Origin of the sequence: Klebsiella sp. OBRC7 (genome assembly GCF_000293135.1) — a bacterium.
Classification (GTDB): domain Bacteria; phylum Pseudomonadota; class Gammaproteobacteria; order Enterobacterales; family Enterobacteriaceae; genus Klebsiella; species Klebsiella michiganensis.
This window is the reverse complement of sequence record NZ_ALNJ01000149.1, coordinates 54,572-74,274: the sequence shown is the minus strand read 5'-3', so window position 1 is coordinate 74,274 and position 19,703 is coordinate 54,572. Positions and strand designations below refer to the sequence as shown.

The 19,703-nt window shown below is 57.5% G+C and carries 12 protein-coding genes and 1 pseudogene; 11 read left to right on the top strand and 2 right to left on the bottom strand.

The genetic code is table 11. The features are described from left to right. From HMPREF1144_RS29195 to glgP, 8 genes and pseudogenes are all read left to right on the top strand, one after another. A partial coding sequence (locus tag HMPREF1144_RS29195; protein ID WP_042928746.1) for a gluconokinase, GntK/IdnK-type occupies positions 1 to 385 on the top strand: 385 nt, incomplete at its 5' end. Beyond that, a pseudogene (gntU, locus tag HMPREF1144_RS29190) lies at positions 385 to 1,725 on the top strand (gluconate transporter). The gene HMPREF1144_RS29195 and the pseudogene gntU, both read left to right, overlap by 1 nt. 450 nt (positions 1,726 to 2,175) lie before the next feature. After that, complete coding sequence (asd, locus tag HMPREF1144_RS29185) at positions 2,176 to 3,282, top strand: aspartate-semialdehyde dehydrogenase (protein WP_004854992.1); 1,107 nt, start codon at positions 2,176 to 2,178, stop codon at positions 3,280 to 3,282. Between the two features lie 247 nt (positions 3,283 to 3,529). After that, positions 3,530 to 5,716: a 1,4-alpha-glucan branching enzyme gene (gene glgB, locus HMPREF1144_RS29180; protein ID WP_004854989.1), complete on the top strand. Its 2,187-nt coding sequence runs from the start codon at positions 3,530 to 3,532 to the stop codon at positions 5,714 to 5,716. Further along, positions 5,713 to 7,689, top strand: a complete 1,977-nt coding sequence (gene glgX / locus HMPREF1144_RS29175) for a glycogen debranching protein GlgX (RefSeq protein WP_004854987.1) — start codon at positions 5,713 to 5,715, stop codon at positions 7,687 to 7,689. The genes glgB and glgX overlap by 4 nt, the downstream gene beginning before the upstream one ends. 80 nt (positions 7,690 to 7,769) lie before the next feature. After that, positions 7,770 to 9,065 (top strand): glucose-1-phosphate adenylyltransferase, encoded by a 1,296-nt coding sequence (gene glgC / locus HMPREF1144_RS29170; RefSeq protein WP_004106488.1) that lies wholly within the window; start codon positions 7,770 to 7,772, stop codon positions 9,063 to 9,065. Next, positions 9,065 to 10,498 carry a glycogen synthase GlgA gene (gene glgA, locus HMPREF1144_RS29165; protein ID WP_004854984.1) on the top strand — a complete coding sequence of 478 codons (1,434 nt, stop codon included), beginning with the start codon at positions 9,065 to 9,067 and terminating at the stop codon, positions 10,496 to 10,498. Before glgC ends, glgA begins: the two co-directional genes overlap by 1 nt. A 15-nt stretch (positions 10,499 to 10,513) precedes the next feature. Beyond that, a complete protein-coding gene (glgP, locus tag HMPREF1144_RS29160; protein WP_009654838.1) occupies positions 10,514 to 12,961 on the top strand; it encodes a glycogen phosphorylase in 2,448 nt (815 codons plus the stop codon). A gap of 51 nt (positions 12,962 to 13,012) precedes the next feature. Here glgP and glpD read toward each other — a convergent pair whose 3' ends face one another. Continuing rightward, positions 13,013 to 14,521 carry a glycerol-3-phosphate dehydrogenase gene (glpD, locus tag HMPREF1144_RS29155; RefSeq protein WP_004854978.1) on the bottom strand — a complete coding sequence of 503 codons (1,509 nt, stop codon included), beginning with the start codon at positions 14,519 to 14,521 and terminating at the stop codon, positions 13,013 to 13,015. A 212-nt stretch (positions 14,522 to 14,733) separates the two neighbouring features. Here glpD and glpE point away from each other — a divergent pair, with 212 nt between their 5' ends. From glpE to HMPREF1144_RS29140, 3 genes are read left to right on the top strand one after another with little or no spacing between them, the layout of a single operon-like run. Next, the gene (glpE, locus tag HMPREF1144_RS29150; RefSeq protein ID WP_004126086.1) at positions 14,734 to 15,063 is read left to right on the top strand and encodes a thiosulfate sulfurtransferase GlpE; all 330 of its coding nucleotides are present in this window, start codon (positions 14,734 to 14,736) and stop codon (positions 15,061 to 15,063) included. A 59-nt stretch (positions 15,064 to 15,122) separates the two neighbouring features. Beyond that, positions 15,123 to 15,953: a rhomboid family intramembrane serine protease GlpG gene (gene glpG, locus HMPREF1144_RS29145; RefSeq protein ID WP_004854974.1), complete on the top strand. Its 831-nt coding sequence runs from the start codon at positions 15,123 to 15,125 to the stop codon at positions 15,951 to 15,953. Between the two features lie 19 nt (positions 15,954 to 15,972). Beyond that, on the top strand, positions 15,973 to 16,731 hold the full coding sequence (locus tag HMPREF1144_RS29140; protein ID WP_004106478.1) for a DeoR/GlpR family transcriptional regulator: 759 nt from the start codon (positions 15,973 to 15,975) through the stop codon (positions 16,729 to 16,731). Between the two features lie 165 nt (positions 16,732 to 16,896). On the opposite strand, the gene malT is transcribed toward HMPREF1144_RS29140, so the two are convergent. Then, positions 16,897 to 19,602 carry an HTH-type transcriptional regulator MalT gene (malT, locus tag HMPREF1144_RS29135; protein ID WP_004854971.1) on the bottom strand — a complete coding sequence of 902 codons (2,706 nt, stop codon included), beginning with the start codon at positions 19,600 to 19,602 and terminating at the stop codon, positions 16,897 to 16,899. Positions 19,603 to 19,703 lie beyond the last annotated feature (101 nt).

Below are 19,703 nucleotides of genomic sequence, written 5' to 3'. Positions count from 1 at the left end.
CAAGATGGCTTCCGGCGAACCGTTAAATGACGATGACCGCACCCCGTGGCTGCAGGCGCTGAACGATGCCGCGTTTGCTATGCAGCGTACCAATAAAGTGTCGCTGATTGTCTGCTCCGCGCTGAAAAAGAGCTACCGCGACATCCTGCGTAAAGGTAACCCGAACCTCTCTTTTATCTACCTGAAAGGCGATTTCGAGGTTATCGAACAACGTCTGAAGGCGCGTAAAGGCCACTTTTTTAAAACCCAGATGTTGGTCACGCAGTTTGAAACGCTGCAGGAACCGGGCGCGGATGAAAACGATGTTTTAATCGTCGATATCGACCAGTCATTGGAAGGCGTGGTCGCCAGCACCATTGAGGTGATCAACAAAGGCAGTAAATAGTGAGTACATTAACGCTTGTTTTAACAGCAGTCGGCTCCGTTTTGCTGCTGCTGTTTTTAGTGATGAAGGCGCGTATGCATGCCTTCGTGGCTTTGATGGTGGTTTCTATTGGAGCAGGGCTTTTTTCCGGAATGCCGTAGGACAAGATTGCGGCGACGATGGAAAAAGGCATGGGCGGCACGCTGGGCTTTCTGGCTATCGTCGTCGCGCTGGGGGCTATGTTCGGGAAGATCCTGCATGAAACCGGCGCGGTCGACCAGATTGCTGTCAAAATGCTGAAATCTTTCGGCCATAGTCGCGCCCACTATGCGATAGGTCTGGCCGGCCTTATCTGCGCGCTGCCGCTGTTTTTCGAAGTGGCGATTGTGCTGCTGATCAGCGTGGCTTTCTCAATGGCGCGCCACACCGGCACCAACCTGGTGAAGCTGGTGATCCCGCTGTTTGCTGGCGTAGCCGCTGCGGCCGCGTTCCTGCTGCCGGGGCCTGCGCCGATGCTGCTGGCCTCGCAGATGCACGCCGACTTTGGCTGGATGATCCTGATTGGCCTGTGCGCCGCGATCCCGGGGATGATTATCGCCGGACCGCTGTGGGGTAACTTTATCAGCCGCTACGTTGAGCTGCACATTCCGGACGATATTAGCGAGCCGCACCTCGGCGAAGGCAAAATGCCGTCATTCGGCTTCAGCCTGTCGCTGATTCTGCTGCCGCTGGTGCTGGTTGGCCTGAAAACCATCGCCGCGCGCTTTGTGCCGGAAGGCTCTACCGCCTACGAATGGTTTGAGTTTATCGGCCATCCGTTTACCGCGATTCTGGTGGCGTGCCTGGTGGCTATCTATGGCCTGGCGGTACGTCAGGGGATGGCCAAGGATCGGGTGATGGAGATTTGCGGTCATGCGCTCCAGCCTGCGGGCATTATCCTGCTGGTCATCGGTGCGGGCGGCGTGTTCAAACAGGTGCTGGTCGACTCTGGCGTCGGTCCTGCCCTCGGCGAAGCGTTGACCGGTATGGGCCTGCCGATTGCTATCACCTGCTTCGTGCTGGCGGCGGCGGTGCGTATTATTCAGGGCTCCGCGACCGTTGCCTGCCTGACGGCCGTTGGGCTGGTGATGCCGGTTATCGAACAGCTGCACTACAGCGGCGCGCAGATGGCGGCGCTTTCTATCTGCATCGCCGGCGGCTCTATCGTCGTCAGCCACGTTAACGACGCGGGCTTCTGGCTGTTCGGTAAGTTTACCGGCGCGACCGAAGCGCAAACGCTGAAGACCTGGACGATGATGGAAACTATCCTCGGCACCGTCGGGGCGATTGTCGGCATGATTGCGTTTACGCTGTTGAGTTAAACGACAAAGTGAAACACCCGGCGGAGCGAGGCGATGCCGGGTTAATTTTCCGCTCTACTTATATCGAAAACCCTTAGCTTTACCCCTCTCCCGATCTGCCACTACCAGAAATACGACAAACGTCATATGGCTCACAAACCCATGCTACGCTTGGCTTTACCGGTTTGGACAGTAAGAGTAAAACAACCGAATTTCTGCTGAAATTCATAACCCGGATCAATAAAATAGCGGCGGAAAATATTCCCTTCACAATGTAAATTCCCTGATAATTATTCGGGTATCCCGGGGTGCCAGTGACGGCGGCCATCAGGCAAAATTAGCTGCGTTACTGATTGCCTCGCAATCATTGATTAATTTCACTTGCGACTTTAGCTGCATTTTGTAATGTGAAGGACTAACCAGTAGGAAACTGGCCTGGAACAAACAGCACACACCTCGCAGGAATACGTTATGAAAAATGTTGGTTTTATCGGCTGGCGCGGAATGGTCGGCTCTGTCCTCATGCAACGCATGGTTGAAGAGCGCGATTTTGACGCCATTCGCCCTGTTTTTTTCTCCACCTCTCAGCTGGGGCAGCCTGCTCCATCTTTTGGTGGCAGTACCGGTGGCACGCTTCAGGATGCGTTTGATCTGGAAGCGCTGAAGGCGCTGGACATCATTGTCACGTGTCAGGGCGGCGATTACACCAACGATATTTACCCGAAGCTGCGTGAAAGCGGCTGGCAGGGCTACTGGATTGACGCGGCCTCTTCGCTGCGCATGAAGGACGACGCCATCATCATTCTCGACCCGGTGAACCAGGACGTCATTACCGCAGGTCTGAACAACGGCGTGAAAACCTTTGTCGGCGGCAACTGTACCGTCAGCCTGATGCTGATGTCTCTCGGCGGCCTGTTTGCTCAGGATCTGGTTGAGTGGGTTAGCGTGGCGACTTATCAGGCGGCTTCCGGCGGCGGTGCGCGGCATATGCGCGAGCTGCTGACCCAGATGGGCCAGCTGCACAGCCATGTTGCGGCTGAGCTGGCGGATCCGGCTTCCGCGATCCTGGATATTGAACGCAAGGTCACCTCGTTGACCCGCAGCGGCGAGCTGGCGGTAGACAACTTTGGCGTTCCTCTGGCGGGCAGCCTGATCCCATGGATCGACAAACAGCTGGATAACGGCCAGAGCCGTGAAGAGTGGAAAGGCCAGGCGGAGACCAACAAAATTCTCGCGACCGCCTCACCGATTCCGGTAGACGGCCTGTGCGTTCGCGTTGGCGCGCTGCGCTGCCATAGCCAGGCGTTCACCATCAAGCTGAAAAAAGATGTTTCTATTCCGACCGTTGAGGAACTGTTGGCCGCGCATAACCCGTGGGCCAAAGTGGTACCGAACGATCGTGATATCACCATGCGTGAGCTGACTCCGGCTGCCGTTACCGGCACCCTGACCACCCCGGTGGGTCGCCTGCGTAAACTGAACATGGGGCCGGAGTATCTGTCGGCCTTCACCGTTGGTGACCAGCTGCTGTGGGGGGCCGCCGAGCCGCTCCGCCGCATGCTAAGACAGCTGGCGTAGTCGTCACAAGATGAAAAAAGGGGTGTTGAAACACCCCTTTTTTTTGCGTAATACAAGGAGTAAACGCGAATGTTAGATTTTTCCCAACGGAGGTAACTCAGCCTTGGCTATGCTTTAAGTAAGGAGCCACGATGTCTCCTTACCTGAAGGTGGGACGGAGCAGGGGGACGCATAACGTGCTGCGCCGTTCAGGTCAAAAAAAGTCGCCGGATACAGGAAAGGGCGACACCTACAACAGGATGAAACCATGTCTAATCGTATTGATAAGGACGTGATTAATGCGCTTATCGCCGGCCATTTTGCGGATCCTTTCTCCGTGCTTGGCATGCATTACGCCGACGCCGGGCTGGAAGTTCGTGCATTATTACCCGATGCCACCGATGTGTGGGTCATTGAACCAAAAACCGGACGCAAAGTCGGCAAGCTGGAATGCCTCGACTCGCGCGGTTTCTTCTGCGGCGTTCTGCCGCGTCGCAAAAATCCTTTTCGCTATCAGCTGGCCGTCACCTGGCACGGGCAGCAGAACCTGATTGATGACCCGTACCGTTTTGGTCCGCTGTTGCAGGATCTCGATGTCTGGCTACTGTCGGAAGGCACGCATCTGCGTCCTTATGAGACGCTGGGCGCGCATGCCGACACCATGGACGGGGTGGTCGGCACGCGCTTCTCGGTCTGGGCGCCTAACGCCCGCCGGGTATCGGTTGTCGGCCAGTTCAACTACTGGGACGGCCGCCGTCATCCGATGCGCCTGCGCAAAGAGTCCGGCATCTGGGAGCTGTTTGTTCCCGGCGCGCTGAACGGCCAGCTGTATAAATTCGAGCTTATCGATGCCCACGGCAACCTGCGGGTGAAATCCGACCCTTACGCTTTTGAAGCGCAAATGCGCCCGGAGAGCGCCTCGCTCATCTGCGGGCTGCCGGAAAAGATCGCGCAGCCGCCGGAGCGCAAACAGGCTAACCAGTTTGATGCGCCGATCTCGATTTATGAAGTACACCTCGGCTCCTGGCGCCGCCACACCGATAATAACTTCTGGCTGAGCTATCGCGAGCTTGCTGACCAGCTGGTCCCGTATGCCAAATGGATGGGCTTTACCCACCTCGAACTGCTGCCGGTTAACGAGCATCCGTTTGACGGCAGCTGGGGCTATCAGCCGACCGGGCTGTACGCGCCCACCCGCCGCTTCGGCACCCGGGAGGATTTCCGCTACTTTATCAACGCCGCGCACGCCGCGGGGCTTAACGTTATTCTGGACTGGGTGCCTGGCCATTTTCCGGCGGATGACTTTGCGCTCGCCTCGTTTGACGGCACCTCGCTGTATGAACACAGCGACCCGCGCGAAGGCTACCACCAGGACTGGAACACCCTGATTTATAACTACGGCCGCCGCGAGGTCAGCAATTACCTGGTCGGCAATGCGCTGTACTGGATCGAACGCTTCGGCATTGACGCGCTGCGGGTTGATGCGGTGGCGTCGATGATTTATCGCGACTACAGCCGCAAACAGGGCGAGTGGGTGCCGAATGAGTACGGCGGCCGGGAAAACCTGGAGGCGATTGAATTTCTGCGTAATACCAACCGCGTGCTGGGCGAACAGACGCCGGGCGCGGTAACCATGGCGGAAGAGTCGACCGATTTTCCCGGCGTTTCCCGTCCTTCCTCCACCGGCGGGCTGGGTTTCTGGTTCAAGTGGAACCTCGGTTGGATGCATGACACCCTCGACTACATGAAGCTGGACCCGGTGCATCGCCGTCATCATCACGACAAGATGACCTTCGGTATGCTCTACAACTACACCGAAAACTTTGTCCTGCCGCTCTCTCATGATGAAGTGGTGCACGGCAAAAAATCGATTCTCGACCGCATGCCGGGCGACGCATGGCAGAAGTTCGCCAACCTGCGCGCCTACTACGGCTGGCTGTTTGCCTTCCCGGGTAAAAAGCTGCTGTTCATGGGCAATGAGTTTGCTCAGGGGCGCGAATGGAACCACGACGCAAGCCTCGACTGGCATCTGCTGGAAGGTGGCGATAACTGGCACCACGGCGTCCAGCGGCTGGTGCGCGACCTTAACCATACCTATCGTCACCATAAAGCGCTGCACGAGCTGGATTTCGATCCCTACGGCTTCGAATGGCTGGTGGTGGACGACCATGAGCGTTCGGTATTTATCTTTGTTCGTCGCGACAGGGCGGGCAACGAAATTATCGTCGCCAGCAACTTCACCCCGGTCCCGCGTCATGAGTATCGTTTTGGCATCAACCAGCCCGGCCGCTGGCGTGAAGAGCTCAACACCGACTCCATGCATTACCACGGGAGCAACACCGGCAACGGCGGCGTCGTTGAGAGCGACCCGATCGCCAGCCACGGTCGTGAACACTCCCTCTCCATTACGCTGCCGCCGCTGGCGACGGTGTGGCTGGTGCGGGAGGCGCAATGATCGCACTCACGGCAGGAAAGCCCGCGCCTTTAGGGGCCAGCTACGACGGTAAGGGCGTGAATTTCGCGCTCTTTTCCGCCTATGCGGAGCGGGTTGAACTCTGCGTGTTTGACGAGCAGGGCAATGAGCGACGCGTCGACCTGCCCGCGCGCAGCGGCGATATCTGGCACGGCTGGCTCGCCGATGTCGGGCCTGGCCTGCGCTACGGCTACCGCGTCCACGGGCCCTGGGACCCAACGCAAGGGCACCGCTTCAACCCGGCGAAGCTGCTGCTTGACCCCTGCTGCCATCAGGTAGACGGCGGGTTGCCTGATGATGAACGTCTCCACGGCGGCGATCGCGTTCCCGATCATCGCGACAGCGCGGCGATAGCGCCGAAGTCGCGGGTGATCGATCTGCATTACGACTGGCGCGGCGATAAGCCGCCGCGCACGCCGTGGGGCCAGACGGTGATTTATGAAGCCCACGTCAAGGGGCTGACGTATCTGCACCCCGATCTGCCGGAGAATATCCGCGGTACCTATAAAGCGCTCGGTCATCCGGTGATGATCGATTACTTCCGCATGCTGGGCATTACTGCACTAGAGTTAATGCCGGTGGCGCAGTTCGCCAGCGAACCGCGCCTTCAGCGGATGGGGTTAAGCAACTATTGGGGCTACAACCCGCTGGCGATTTTCGCCCTCGACACGCGCTACGCCAGCGCGCCGAAGCAGGCGTTAAACGAGTTTCGCGATGCGGTAAAAGCGCTGCACGCGGCGGGCATCGAAGTGATCCTTGACGTGGTGCTGAACCATAGCGCGGAGATAGACCTGGAAGGGCCGACCTTCTCCCTGCGCGGAATCGATAACCGTAGCTATTATTGGATCAGGGAAGACGGCGATTACCACAACTGGACCGGCTGCGGGAACACCCTCAACCTCAGCCACCCCGGCGTGGTGGAGTATGCCCGCCAGTGCCTGCGCTTTTGGGTTGACGAGTGCCACGTTGACGGCTTTCGTTTCGACCTCGCCTCGGTGATGGGGCGGACGCCGGCGTTTCGTCAGGATGCGCCGCTGTTTGAGGCCATCCGTAACGACCCGCGTCTGGCGGAGGTCAAGCTGATCGCGGAACCCTGGGATATCGGCCCGGGCGGCTACCAGGTGGGTAACTTTCCGCCGCTGTTCGCCGAGTGGAACGACCATTTCCGCGATACCGCGCGTCGATTCTGGCTGCAGCAGAACGTCTCGCTGGGCGACTTCGCTCAGCGTTTTGCCGCATCCAGCGACGTTTTTCAGCGTAACGGTAGAGCGCCTTCGGCGGCGGTTAATCTGGTCACCGCGCACGATGGTTTCACCCTGCGCGACTGCGTTTGTTTCAATCAGAAACATAATGAGGCAAACGGGGAGGAGAATCGCGATGGGACTAACAATAACTACAGCAACAATCATGGTATAGAAGGATTAGAAGGGAGTCTTGCCGTAATTGAACGGCGCCGTGCCAGCGTTCACGCCCTTCTGGCGACGCTACTGCTGGCGCAGGGAACGCCGATGCTGCTGGCGGGTGACGAACATGGTCACAGCCAGCATGGCAACAACAATGCTTACTGTCAGGACAATGCGTTGACCTGGCTGGACTGGAACCATACTAACCGCGGGCTGACCGCGTTCACCGCCGCGTTGATTCATCTGCGCCAGCGCGTTCCGGCTTTAACCGAGAATCGCTGGTGGCAGGAGGGAGACGGCAGCGTTCGCTGGTTAAACCAACATGCGCAGCCACTGTCCGCCGATGAATGGCAGCACGGTGCGCCGCGTATGCAGATCATATTGTCCGATCGCTGGCTGATGGCGCTCAACGCCACCGCCGAGGTGGCAGAGATGGTTTTACCCGCGGGGGAATGGCGCGCCATTCCACCTTTCGCCGGAGAGGATAATCCGGTCACTATAGCTGTCTGGCATGGGCCCGCGCACGGAGTGTGCGTATTTCAAAGGTCGTAACCTCGGGGCTTCCGGTTGGTCTCGAAGCGGCGGCGCGACGAGAAGGGCAGGCAAGCTGGGGAGTAAAAAAGGAGTTAATTATGGTTGGGGTAGAAAAGAACGATCCATTGATGCTGGCGCGTCAGTTGCCGATCAAATCCGTTGCGCTGATCCTTGCCGGGGGACGTGGTACCCGTCTGAAGGATCTGACCAATAAACGCGCGAAACCTGCTGTCCATTTCGGCGGCAAGTTCCGCATTATCGATTTTGCGTTATCTAACTGTATTAACTCAGGCATTCGACGCATCGGCGTCATCACCCAGTATCAATCGCATACGCTGGTGCAGCATATCCAGCGCGGCTGGTCGTTCTTCAATGAAGAGATGAACGAGTTTGTTGACCTGCTGCCCGCCCAGCAAAGGATGCAGGGGGAAAACTGGTATCGCGGCACGGCGGATGCGGTGACGCAGAACCTCGACATCATTCGTCGCTACAAGGCGGAGTACGTCGTTATCCTCGCGGGCGACCATATTTACAAACAAGACTACTCGCGCATGCTTATCGATCACGTCGAAAAAGGCGCGCGTTGCACCGTGGCCTGTATGCCGGTGCCTATTGAAGAAGCACGGGCGTTCGGGGTCATGGCGGTGGACGAGAGCGATAAGATTATCGATTTCGTCGAAAAACCGGCTAATCCGCCTGCGATGCCGGGCGATGCCAGCAAATCGCTGGCGAGTATGGGTATCTATGTCTTTGACGCGGATTACCTTTATGAGCTTCTGGAAGAAGACGACAGCGATGAAAGCTCCAGCCACGATTTTGGTAAAGACATCATTCCGAAAATCACCAAAGCTGGCATGGCTTATGCACATCCTTTCCCGCTCTCCTGCGTGCAGTCCGATCCGCAGTCTGAGCCCTACTGGCGTGATGTCGGCACCCTGGAAGCGTACTGGAAAGCCAACCTCGATCTGGCTTCGGTGACCCCGGAACTGGACATGTACGATCAGAACTGGCCAATTCGCACCCATATGGAGCCTTTGCCTCCGGCAAAATTCGTCCAGGACCGCTCGGGCAGCCACGGGATGACCCTGAACTCGCTGGTTTCAGGCGGCTGTATTATCTCCGGATCGGTGGTTGTGCAGTCGGTGCTGTTCCCGCGCGTGCGGGTGAATTCATTCTGTAATATTGATTCGGCAGTCTTGTTGCCAGAGGTTTGGGTTGGCCGTTCGTGCCGCCTGCGTCGCTGCATTATTGACCGCGCCTGCGTGATCCCGGAAGGTATGGTTGTCGGGGAGAACGCGGAAGAGGATGCACGCCGTTTCTACCGCTCGGAGGAAGGTATCGTGCTGGTCACCCGCGACATGCTGCGGAAATTGGGGTATCCACAGGAGCGCTAATGCAGGTATTACATGTATGTTCAGAGATGTTCCCGCTGTTAAAAACCGGTGGACTGGCGGATGTGATCGGCGCGCTGCCTGCAGCGCAAATTGCCGGGGGCGTCGACACGCGCGTACTGCTGCCCGCGTTTCCTGATATCCGCCGCGGCGTGACGGATGCGCAGGTGGTGACGCGCCGCGAGACGTTTGCCGGGCGCATCACTCTGCTGTTCGGTCACTTTAACGGCGTGGGCATCTATTTGATTGATGCCCCGCATCTCTACGATCGCCCAGGGAGCCCTTACCACGATACCAATCAGCACGCCTATACCGACAACGTGCTGCGCTTTGCGCTGCTGGGATGGGTCGGTAGCGAGATGGCCTGCGGCCTGGATCCTTTCTGGCGCCCTGACGTTGTTCACGCCCACGACTGGCATGCGGGCCTGACGCCGGCCTACCTGGCGGCGCGCGGCCACCCGGCTAAGTCGGTCTTTACGGTGCATAACCTGGCCTACCAGGGGATGTTCTACTCGTGGCATATGAACGACATTGAGCTGCCGTGGTCGTTCTACAACGTTCATGGCCTTGAATTTAACGGCCAGATCTCCTTTCTGAAGGCGGGGCTTTACTACGCCGACCATATCACGGCGGTCAGCCCGACCTATGCGCGCGAAATCACCGAGCCGCAGTTCGCTTACGGCATGGAAGGGCTGCTGCGTCAGCGGCAGCATGAGGGCCGCCTCTCCGGGATCCTCAACGGGGTGGATGACCATATCTGGAATCCGGAAAGCGACCTGCTGCTGGCCGCGCGCTACGATCGCGATCGGCTGGAAGAAAAAGCGGAAAACAAACGCCAGCTGCAAATCGCCATGGGGCTGAAAGTGGATGACAAAGCGCCGCTGTTTGCCGTTGTCAGCCGTTTGACGAGCCAGAAGGGGCTGGACCTGGTGCTTGAGGCGCTGCCGGGCCTGCTGGAACAGGGCGGTCAGCTGGCGCTGCTGGGGGCGGGCGATCCGGTACTGCAGGAGGGCTTCCTGGCCGCCGCGGCCGAGCATCCGGGCAAGGTCGGCGTACAGATTGGCTACCATGAAGCCTTCTCGCACCGCATTATGGGCGGCGCCGATGTGATTCTGGTGCCCAGCCGTTTTGAACCGTGCGGCTTAACCCAGCTGTACGGCCTGAAGTACGGCACGCTACCGCTGGTGCGGCGTACCGGCGGACTGGCGGATACCGTGTCCGATTGCTCGCTGGAGAACCTCGCCGACGGTCTGGCTACCGGCTTTGTTTTTGAAGATAGCAACGCTTTGTCGCTGCTGCGGGCTATTCGACGCACGTTCGTCCTGTGGTCGCGCCCGTCGCTCTGGCGCTACGTCCAGCGTCAGGCGATGAATATGGATTTTAGCTGGCAGGTTGCCGCAAATTCTTACCGCGAACTTTATCAACGCTTGCTGTAACCAGGAGCCAAAGCTATGAATGTACCTTTTAGCTACTCATCACCCACCCTGAGCGTTGAGGCGTTAAAGCACTCTATTGCTTATAAGCTGATGTTTATCATCGGCAAAGATCCGGCTATCGCTAACAAGCATGAATGGCTCAACGCCACGCTGTTCGCCGTTCGCGATCGCATGGTCGAGCGCTGGCTGCGTTCAAACCGGGCGCAGCTCTCTCAGGAAGTGCGTCAGGTTTACTATCTGTCGATGGAGTTTTTGATTGGCCGTACTTTGTCCAACGCGCTGCTATCGCTCGGTATTTATGAGGATGTGAACAGCGCGCTGGAAGAGATGGGGCTGAATCTTGAAGAGCTGATTGACGAAGAGAACGACCCGGGCCTGGGCAACGGCGGTCTTGGTCGTCTGGCTGCCTGCTTCCTCGACTCGCTGGCGGCGCTGGGTTTGCCGGGCCGCGGCTACGGTATTCGCTACGACTACGGGATGTTTAAGCAGAATATCGTTGACGGTCGGCAGAAAGAGTCCCCGGACTACTGGCTGGAGTACGGCAACCCGTGGGAGTTCGAGCGCCACAATACGCGCTACAAAGTGCGTTTCGGCGGCCGCATTCAGCAGGAAGGTAAATATTCCCGCTGGGTGGAGACCGAAGAGATTATTGCCGAAGCTTACGATCAGATCATCCCGGGTTTCGACACCGACGCTACCAACACGCTACGTCTGTGGAGCGCGCAGGCCAGCAGCGAGATCAACCTCGGTAAATTCAACCAGGGCGACTACTTCGCGGCGGTGGAAGATAAAAACCACTCCGAGAACGTGTCGCGGGTGCTCTATCCGGATGACTCCACCTATTCCGGGCGCGAGCTGCGCCTGCGCCAGGAGTATTTCCTCGTGTCGGCGACGGTGCAGGATATCCTCAGCCGTCACTACCAGCTGCATAAAACCTACGCCAATCTGGCGGACAAAATCGCGATTCACCTCAACGACACGCACCCGGTGCTGTCGATTCCGGAGTTGATGCGCCTGCTGATTGACGAGCATAAGTTTAGCTGGGATGAGGCGTTCGAGGTGACCTGCCAGGTCTTCTCCTATACCAACCATACCCTGATGAGCGAAGCGCTGGAGACCTGGCCCGTCGATATGCTGGGTAAAATCCTGCCGCGTCATTTGCAGATTATTTTCGAGATTAACGACTACTTCCTGAAGACCCTGCAGGAGCAGTATCCCAACGATACGGCGATGCTGGGCCGTACGTCGATTATCGACGAGTCTAACGGGCGTCGCGTACGCATGGCGTGGCTGGCGGTGGTGGTAAGCCACAAGGTCAACGGCGTGTCGGAGCTGCACTCCCGGCTGATGGTCGAGTCGCTGTTTGCCGAATTTGCCAAAATCTTCCCGATGCGCTTTACCAACGTCACGAACGGCGTCACTCCGCGCCGCTGGCTGGCGCTGGCGAATCCGCCGCTGTCGAAAGTGCTGGATGAAAATATCGGCCACACCTGGCGTACGGATTTAAGCCAGTTAAAGGAGCTGGAGCAGCATATTGATTTTCCTAAGGTTAACCAGGCGGTGCGCCAGGCCAAGCTGGAAAACAAGCAGCGGCTGGCGAACTACATCGGCCAGCAGCTTAACGTGGTGGTCAACCCGAAAGCCCTGTTCGATGTGCAGATCAAGCGTATTCACGAGTACAAACGTCAGCTAATGAACGTGCTGCATGTGATCACCCGCTACAATCGCATTAAGGCCGATCCCGACGCCGAGTGGGTGCCGCGCGTGAATATCTTCGCCGGCAAGGCGGCTTCGGCTTACTACATGGCGAAGCATATTATTCATTTAATCAATGACGTCGCGGCGGTGGTGAATAACGATCCGGACGTTGGCGATAAGCTGAAAGTGGTGTTCATTCCTAACTACAGCGTTAGCCTCGCGCAGCTGATCATTCCGGCGGCGGATCTCTCCGAGCAGATCTCGCTGGCGGGGACGGAGGCGTCCGGTACCAGCAACATGAAGTTCGCGCTTAACGGCGCGTTAACCATCGGTACCCTGGACGGGGCTAACGTTGAGATGCAGGAGCACGTCGGGGCGGATAATTTCTTTATCTTCGGTAATACGGCGGAAGAGGTTGAAGCCCTGCGGGCTAACGGCTACAAACCGCGTGATTACTATGAGCAGGATGAAGAGCTGCACCAGGCGCTGACGCAGATCGGCACCGGCCTGTTCAGCCCATCGGAGCCGGGACGCTACCGTGACCTGCTGGATTCGCTGATTAACTTCGGCGACCACTATCAGGTTCTGGCGGATTACCGTAGCTACGTGGATTGTCAGGATAAGGTGGATGAGCTGTACCGTCATCCGGAGGAGTGGGCCAATAAAGCGATGCTGAATATCGCCAATATGGGCTACTTCTCTTCTGACCGCACGATTAAAGAGTATGCCGACCATATCTGGCATATCGATCCGGTACGCTTGTAACGGATTAGTCATAAAAAACGGGGCCCGCAGGCCCCGTTACTGTTTGCGGTGTTACGACGCCAGCGACAGCTCAGACTTTCCCGCGTGCTGCGCCAGCCACTCGCTGATGCGCGCCTGCTGCTCGTCATTCAGCCACATACCTTGTTTAGTGCGACGCCAGATCGCGTCATCCAGCGAACGAACCCATTCGTGCTCAACCAGATAGCGCAGTTCGGCTTCAAAAAACTCATGGCCGAAATGCTCACCCAGATCGTCCAGTGAGGTCGCCTTATCAAGGATTAGCTCGCTGTTGCTGCCGTAGGTGCGGGCATAATGGCGGGCCATCGATTCGCTGATAAACGAAAAGCGGCGGCGCAGTTTCGCCGCGTAGTCGTCACGGTCGCTGCCGATATCGCCGCCGGGCAGCACCGCGGTTTTGGTCCATGCCGGGCCGATGCCTTTGTAGTAAGGCGTCAGTTTCTCCAGCGCATGCTCGGCCAGCTTGCGATAGGTGGTCAGCTTGCCGCCAAAGACCGACAGCAGCGGCGCCTGCCCATTATCATCATGGATATCAAGCGTGTAATCGCGGGTGATCGCCTGCGGCGAGTCGGATTCATCGTCGCACAGCGGGCGCACGCCGGAGTAGGTCCAGACGATATCGTCCCGCGTGAGAGGCTTTTTAAAGTGGGCGTTATAGACGTTCAGCAGGTAGTTAACTTCGTTGTCGTCGATCGCTACCGCTTTCGGATCGCCTTTATACTCCACGTCGGTGGTGCCGATGATGGAAAATTCATCCATCCACGGGATCACAAACACAATGCGTTTATCTTCATTTTGCAGGATGTAGGCCTGTTTCTGCGTGTGCACGCGCGGCACCACGATATGGCTGCCCTTGATCAAGCGAATACCGTACGGCGAGCGCAGATGCATCCCTTCGTCGAAGAACTGTTTGACCCACGGGCCGGTGGCGTTAACCAGACCGCGCGCCTGCCAGGTAAACTTCTCGCCGCTATCAATATCTTCGGCTTCGACAATCCACAAACCGTTTTCGCGTTTTGCCGAGATGGCGCGGGTCCGCGTGCGCACTTCTCCGCCTTTACGCACAACCATCTGGGCATTGGCCAGCACCAGACGCGCATCGTCAACCCAGCAGTCGGAATATTCGAAACCGCGCACGATTTCAGGTTTAAGTACCGATTCTGTGCCAAAACGCAACCCGGTTGAGCCGGGTAAGCTGGTGCGCTTGCCCAGATGATCGTACATAAACAGGCCAATGCGGATCATCCACGCCGGACGCAGGTGCGGGCGATGCGGTAAACGAAAGCGCATCGGGAAGGCGATATGCGGGGCCATTTTTAACAACACTTCACGTTCGGCCAGCGCTTCGCTCACCAGGCGGAACTCGTAGTGTTCAAGGTAGCGCAGCCCACCGTGAATCAGCTTTGAGCTGGCGCTGGATGTGGCGCAGGCAAGGTCGCTTGCCTCCAGCATCAGTACGGATAAACCACGCCCTGCGGCGTCTGCCGCGATACCGGCACCGTTGATGCCTCCCCCTATCACAATCAGATCTTTGGTTTCCACGCTCGCCACCTCTTACACTTTCGTTTAAGCTCACAAATGTTCGATATCGCTCAATATAGCAAACAATCGCGCTATTGGTAACATCAAAAAAACATTTCAGAGTGATGCGTGTAACATATTGGCGTTTATTTAGCGCCAGGCTGTACACTAGACGCTAAAATCCAGGGCGTTTCGCCGCCTGCCTGTATATCCGTATATAAAGAAGAGAGCTTATGGATCGCTTTGAATGTATTAACGTAGAAGAAGCCCACCAGAAAATGCACCAGCAGACGGCGGTGCTGGTCGATATTCGCGACCCGCAAAGCTATGCGATGGGCCACACGCCGGGCGCATTCCATCTGACCAACGATACGCTGGGCGCGTTTATGCGCGACAACGACTTTGATACGGCGGTCATGGTGATGTGCTATCACGGCAATAGCAGCAAAGGCGCCGCGCAGTATCTGCTGCAGCAGGGTTACGACAAGGTTTACAGCGTGGACGGCGGGTTTGATGCCTGGCACCGGCATTTTCCGGCGGAAGTCGCGCATGGCGCACTTTAGGCGTTAGCGCCGGTTGTGGCTATAATATCTCCCTTTGTGTGGAATAAGCGATCCGCTGCATGTTAATGATTACCTCTTTTGCCAACCCGCGCGTGGCCCAGGCGTTTGTCGACTATATGGCGACGCAGGGCATTATTCTGACTATTCAGCAGCATACGCAGAGCGATATCTGGCTGGCTGATGAGTCCCAGGCCGGACGCGTACAGGCCGAACTGGCCCGCTTTCTGGAAAATCCCGCCGATCCGCGTTACCTCGCCGCCAGCTGGCAGTCGGGGCACACCAATAGCGGGCTGCACTACCAGCGCTTTCCCTTTTTAGCGACGCTTCGCCATAACGCCGGCCCGGTGACCTGGGGCGTGCTCTTCGCCTGCATCGCCGTCTTTGTCCTGCAAACGGTCATTGGCGATCAACCGGTCATGCTGCTGCTGGCCTGGCCCTACGATCCTTCGCTGAAATTTGAAGTCTGGCGCTACTTTAGCCATGCGCTCATGCACTTCTCGCTGATGCATATTCTGTTCAACCTGCTATGGTGGTGGTACCTCGGCGGAGCGGTAGAAAAGCGCATTGGCAGCGGCAAGCTGGTGGTGATTACGGTGATCGCCGCTTTGCTGAGCGGCTTTGTGCAGCATCAGTTCAGCGGCCCGTGGTTTGGCGGACTCTCTGGCGTAGTCTATGCGCTAATGGGCTATGTCTGGCTACGGGGCGAGCGCGATCCGCAGAGCGGCATTTATTTACAGCGCGGCTTGATACTCTTCTCTTTAGTATGGTTAATTGCTGGATGGTTTGATGTTTTCGGCATGTCTATTGCGAACGGTGCGCACGTGGCCGGTCTGGTGACCGGGCTGGCGATGGCGTTTGTTGATACGCAGAATGTGCGAAAACGAACGTAGAGATTCCCAGGGATATTTCATGAAACAAACACAACGTCATGACGCGATTATCGAGCTGGTAAAAAAACAGGGATACGTCAGTACCGAAGAGCTTGTTGAGCAGTTTGCCGTCAGCCCGCAGACCATTCGCCGCGATCTGAATGATTTAGCCGATCAGAAAATGATCCTGCGTCATCACGGCGGCGCTGCGCTACCGTCCAGCTCGGTGAATACGTCCTGGCACGACAGAAAATCGACTCAGACCCAGGAAAAAGAGCGCATCGCCCGCAAGGTGGCGAGCGAAATCCCCGATGGCGCGACGCTGTTTATCGATATCGGCACCACGCCGGAAGCGGTGGCCCACGCGCTGCTTAACCATAACGATCTGCGCATCGTCACCAATAACCTCAACGTCGCCAATACGCTGATGGTGAAAGAGGACTTCCGTATTATCCTGGCCGGCGGCGAGCTGCGCAGCCGGGATGGCGGTATTATCGGTGAGGCCACCCTGGACTTTATCTCCCAGTTTCGCCTTGATTTCGGCATTCTCGGCATCAGCGGTATCGACAGCGATGGCTCGCTGCTGGAGTTCGACTACCACGAAGTGCGCACCAAACGGGCGATTATTGAAAACTCCCGCCACGTGATGCTGGTCGTTGACCATTCTAAATTTGGCCGTAATGCGATGGTCAACATGGGCAGCATCAGCATGGTTGATGCGGTCTACACCGATGTGATGCCGCCCGCCGGCGTACTGAAGGTGATTACCGATAACAACCTTCAGCTGGAGCTGTGCTGAACCTTTAGCATTTCCGGGTCATGCCAGAGCGTTGCTCCGCCTGACGCGCGCGATTGATGGCGTGATGTTGATGAGTGACGGGATTATCTCCGCCGCCAGGCGGAGGGAAACCTGCCGCCGGCGATGACGTAACGGTTATGTTGCCGGAAGCGAGCCGATAGCGGCTTAAACCCCGTATCCCATCATTTTCAACAGCTGCTGGGCATGCTGAACGGCATCCTGGCGGTGCGCCACGCCCAGCTTCTGATACAAGTTACGGATATGCGTTTTAATCGTGGTGGCGGCCACGTCCAGCTCACCGGCGATCTGCTCGTTGCTGTAGCCGGAATAGATAAGTCCCAGGACCTGCCATTCGCGCTGGGTCAGCGGGCTGGTGCGGATAAGCTCCGGCACTTCCGGGTGGTTCAGCAGCCGCTCGACGAAGCTCTCGTCAAAGTGGGCGAACTTATGGCGATGATGCTGGTTGATATCGCGCAGAATACGCTGGGCGCGGTGCTGCTCCAGCTCCGGCAGCGTATTGAGCTGAATCAGCTGGCGCAGCTGCTGCGCCATCGCTTCGCCTTCAATGACAAAATGATTAATAAACCCGGTGCGGTTAGCGAGGGTGAGCGCTTCCAGCAGCGCTTTTTGCGCTTCGCTCTTACGCCCGGCCTGCCAGTAGAGCTGGTTGAGCAGCAGCAGGTTGCGGTTCAGGTCGCTCATCAAACGCAGCGAGCGGGCGTTATCGTTTAGCTCTTCCAGCACCATTTCGGCGGAATCAAAATCGCCGAGCAGGATCTGCGCGCGGGCGATATTGCGCCACTGGCTCTGCAAGAAATGGTTGTTAGCGAATTCCGGTTTTGGCGTCTGGCGCAGCCAGTTTGCCGCGGCGGCTTTATCGCCGATCATCTGCCAGTAGATCACCCGGACTTTGTCGGCATTGGATACCCAGTCGCTATGGTAATGGCCGTTGCCAAGCAGGTTTTCCAGGCGATTCAAATGGCTGCGGGCGTTATCCAGGTCGCCCCGCGCCAGCGAGCACTGTACCATCAGCGTCAGGCACTGCAGCTGCTGCTGCGGCTGATAGGAGGAAAGCACGTTCATGCCGCTGCGCGCGGAGGTCTCCGCTTCATCCAGCCGCGCCCAGGCCCACAGCAGCTGGGAGCGAATCCGCAGCAGGAACTCGTGCATCGGCAGCTGCTCAAGGTGCTGTTCGCGAATCAGCTGGAACGCTTTTTCCTGAATTTCCCAGGCGGCCTGCAGGAAACCCTGCGCAAAGAGGATTTCGCTTTGCTGGATCATGCTCCATAACGCGTAGTGCCAGACGTCATGACGGCGGGCCATCTGTTCCGTCTGCTGCATGACCGCCAGCGATTTGCTCAGCTGTCCTTTGCAGTGCAGAACTTCACCATGTACGGATGTGGCAACGATACGGCTGTAGTAGCTGGCCAGCGGTAGTTCATCAAGGGCCACCATCGCCAGGCGCTCGGCTTCGTCCTGATCGCCCGCGTTGATCGCCACCTGGGCGCGCAGGGCGTTGAAATCCCCGTGCATGGCGGTGTCCATTTCCGTATCCATCTCCTGCTCTGCGCGCGCCAGCAGGGTATTCACTTCGCTATAGCGGTGCTGGCTTTGCATCAGCCAGGCCTGTAAAAGAATTAAACGCGGGTTTTCCAGTAGGTTTGACCACGGCAGCGCGGCGAGGGACTGCTCCAGCAAACTCAGTTCGCTGTGGTTAAACATGCCCCACGCGTGGCTGAGCAGAATATCGCGCAGCATTTTTGCATCACCCGCGGCCAGGGCGTGGTGAATGGCTTCGCTCGGGAAGCCTTGCGCCATCCAGCTTTCTGCCGCCGCGCGGTGAATTTCCGGCAGCTCAACCGCCAGCTCCCACTGGCAGCGCTGGCGCAGGAAGTTGCCGAACAGCGGATGGTAGCGGAACCATTCGCCGGAATCGTCCATCCGCTGCAGAAATAAACCCTGACGTTCAATTTCTTCCAGCTGCATCTGGCCATTCTCTTCGCCGGTAACGCGGACGATGAGCGCATCGTTCATTGAACGCAGTAGCGAACTTTTCAGCAGGAAATTACGCGTCCGCGGGTCCACGTTATCCAGCACCTCATCGACCAGGTAGTCAGAAAGATGGCTGGCGTTAATGCCGGCAAGACGACGGGCGGAGTGGTGGGCGGAAGTATTGTTCTGGCGCGCCGAGAGGGCAATCAGCTGTAGCGCGGTGGCCCAGCCGGCAACATCGTCGCACAGCCTTTTGCTGTCGTCGGCTTCAATGGGCGAACTGAGACGACAGTCGAAAAACTGCTTGGCTTCCTGATGGGTAAAAGCCAACTGCTGGCTGCCGATTTCCAGCAGCTGATCGCGCACGCGCAGGTTGGCGATACCCAACTGCGGCAGATTACGCGACAGCACCACCAGCGTCATATTTTCTGGCTGATGGCGGAGGAAGAAACGCATTGCGTCATGAATCACCGGATTGCTGATCAGATGGTAATCATCAATCACCAGGAACAGCGGGCGCTGCCAGTCGGCCAGCTCAATAAACAGTTGTGCGAAGAGGGAAGGCAGGCTGGCGTACTGGCGTTTTTGCACCATCGCTTCGCTGGCCGCGCAGTGGCCGCCGGTTGCCTGTTGAACGGCGGCGATAAGATAGCTGGCAAAACGCTCCTGTTGGTTATCGCCTTCATCCAGGGAGAACCAGCCGAGATCGTTTTTCCCCGCCGCCCATTGAGACACGAGCGTGGTCTTACCGTAGCCAGCCGGGCTGGTCACCAACGCGAGACGATAATTGTTCGCGCCGGAAAGTTTCGCCAGCAATCGCTCACGAACCACAGTGTGTTCAAGGCGGACCGGGCGACTTAATTTAGACGGAATCAACATAGTTCTTCATTTCGCTGTGCAAGGGAGGAGTTGCGATTTTTTTTGCGCTTCGTAATTAATATCCAATAAGGTCGGCCATAATGAATTGTATTGCAAGTTAT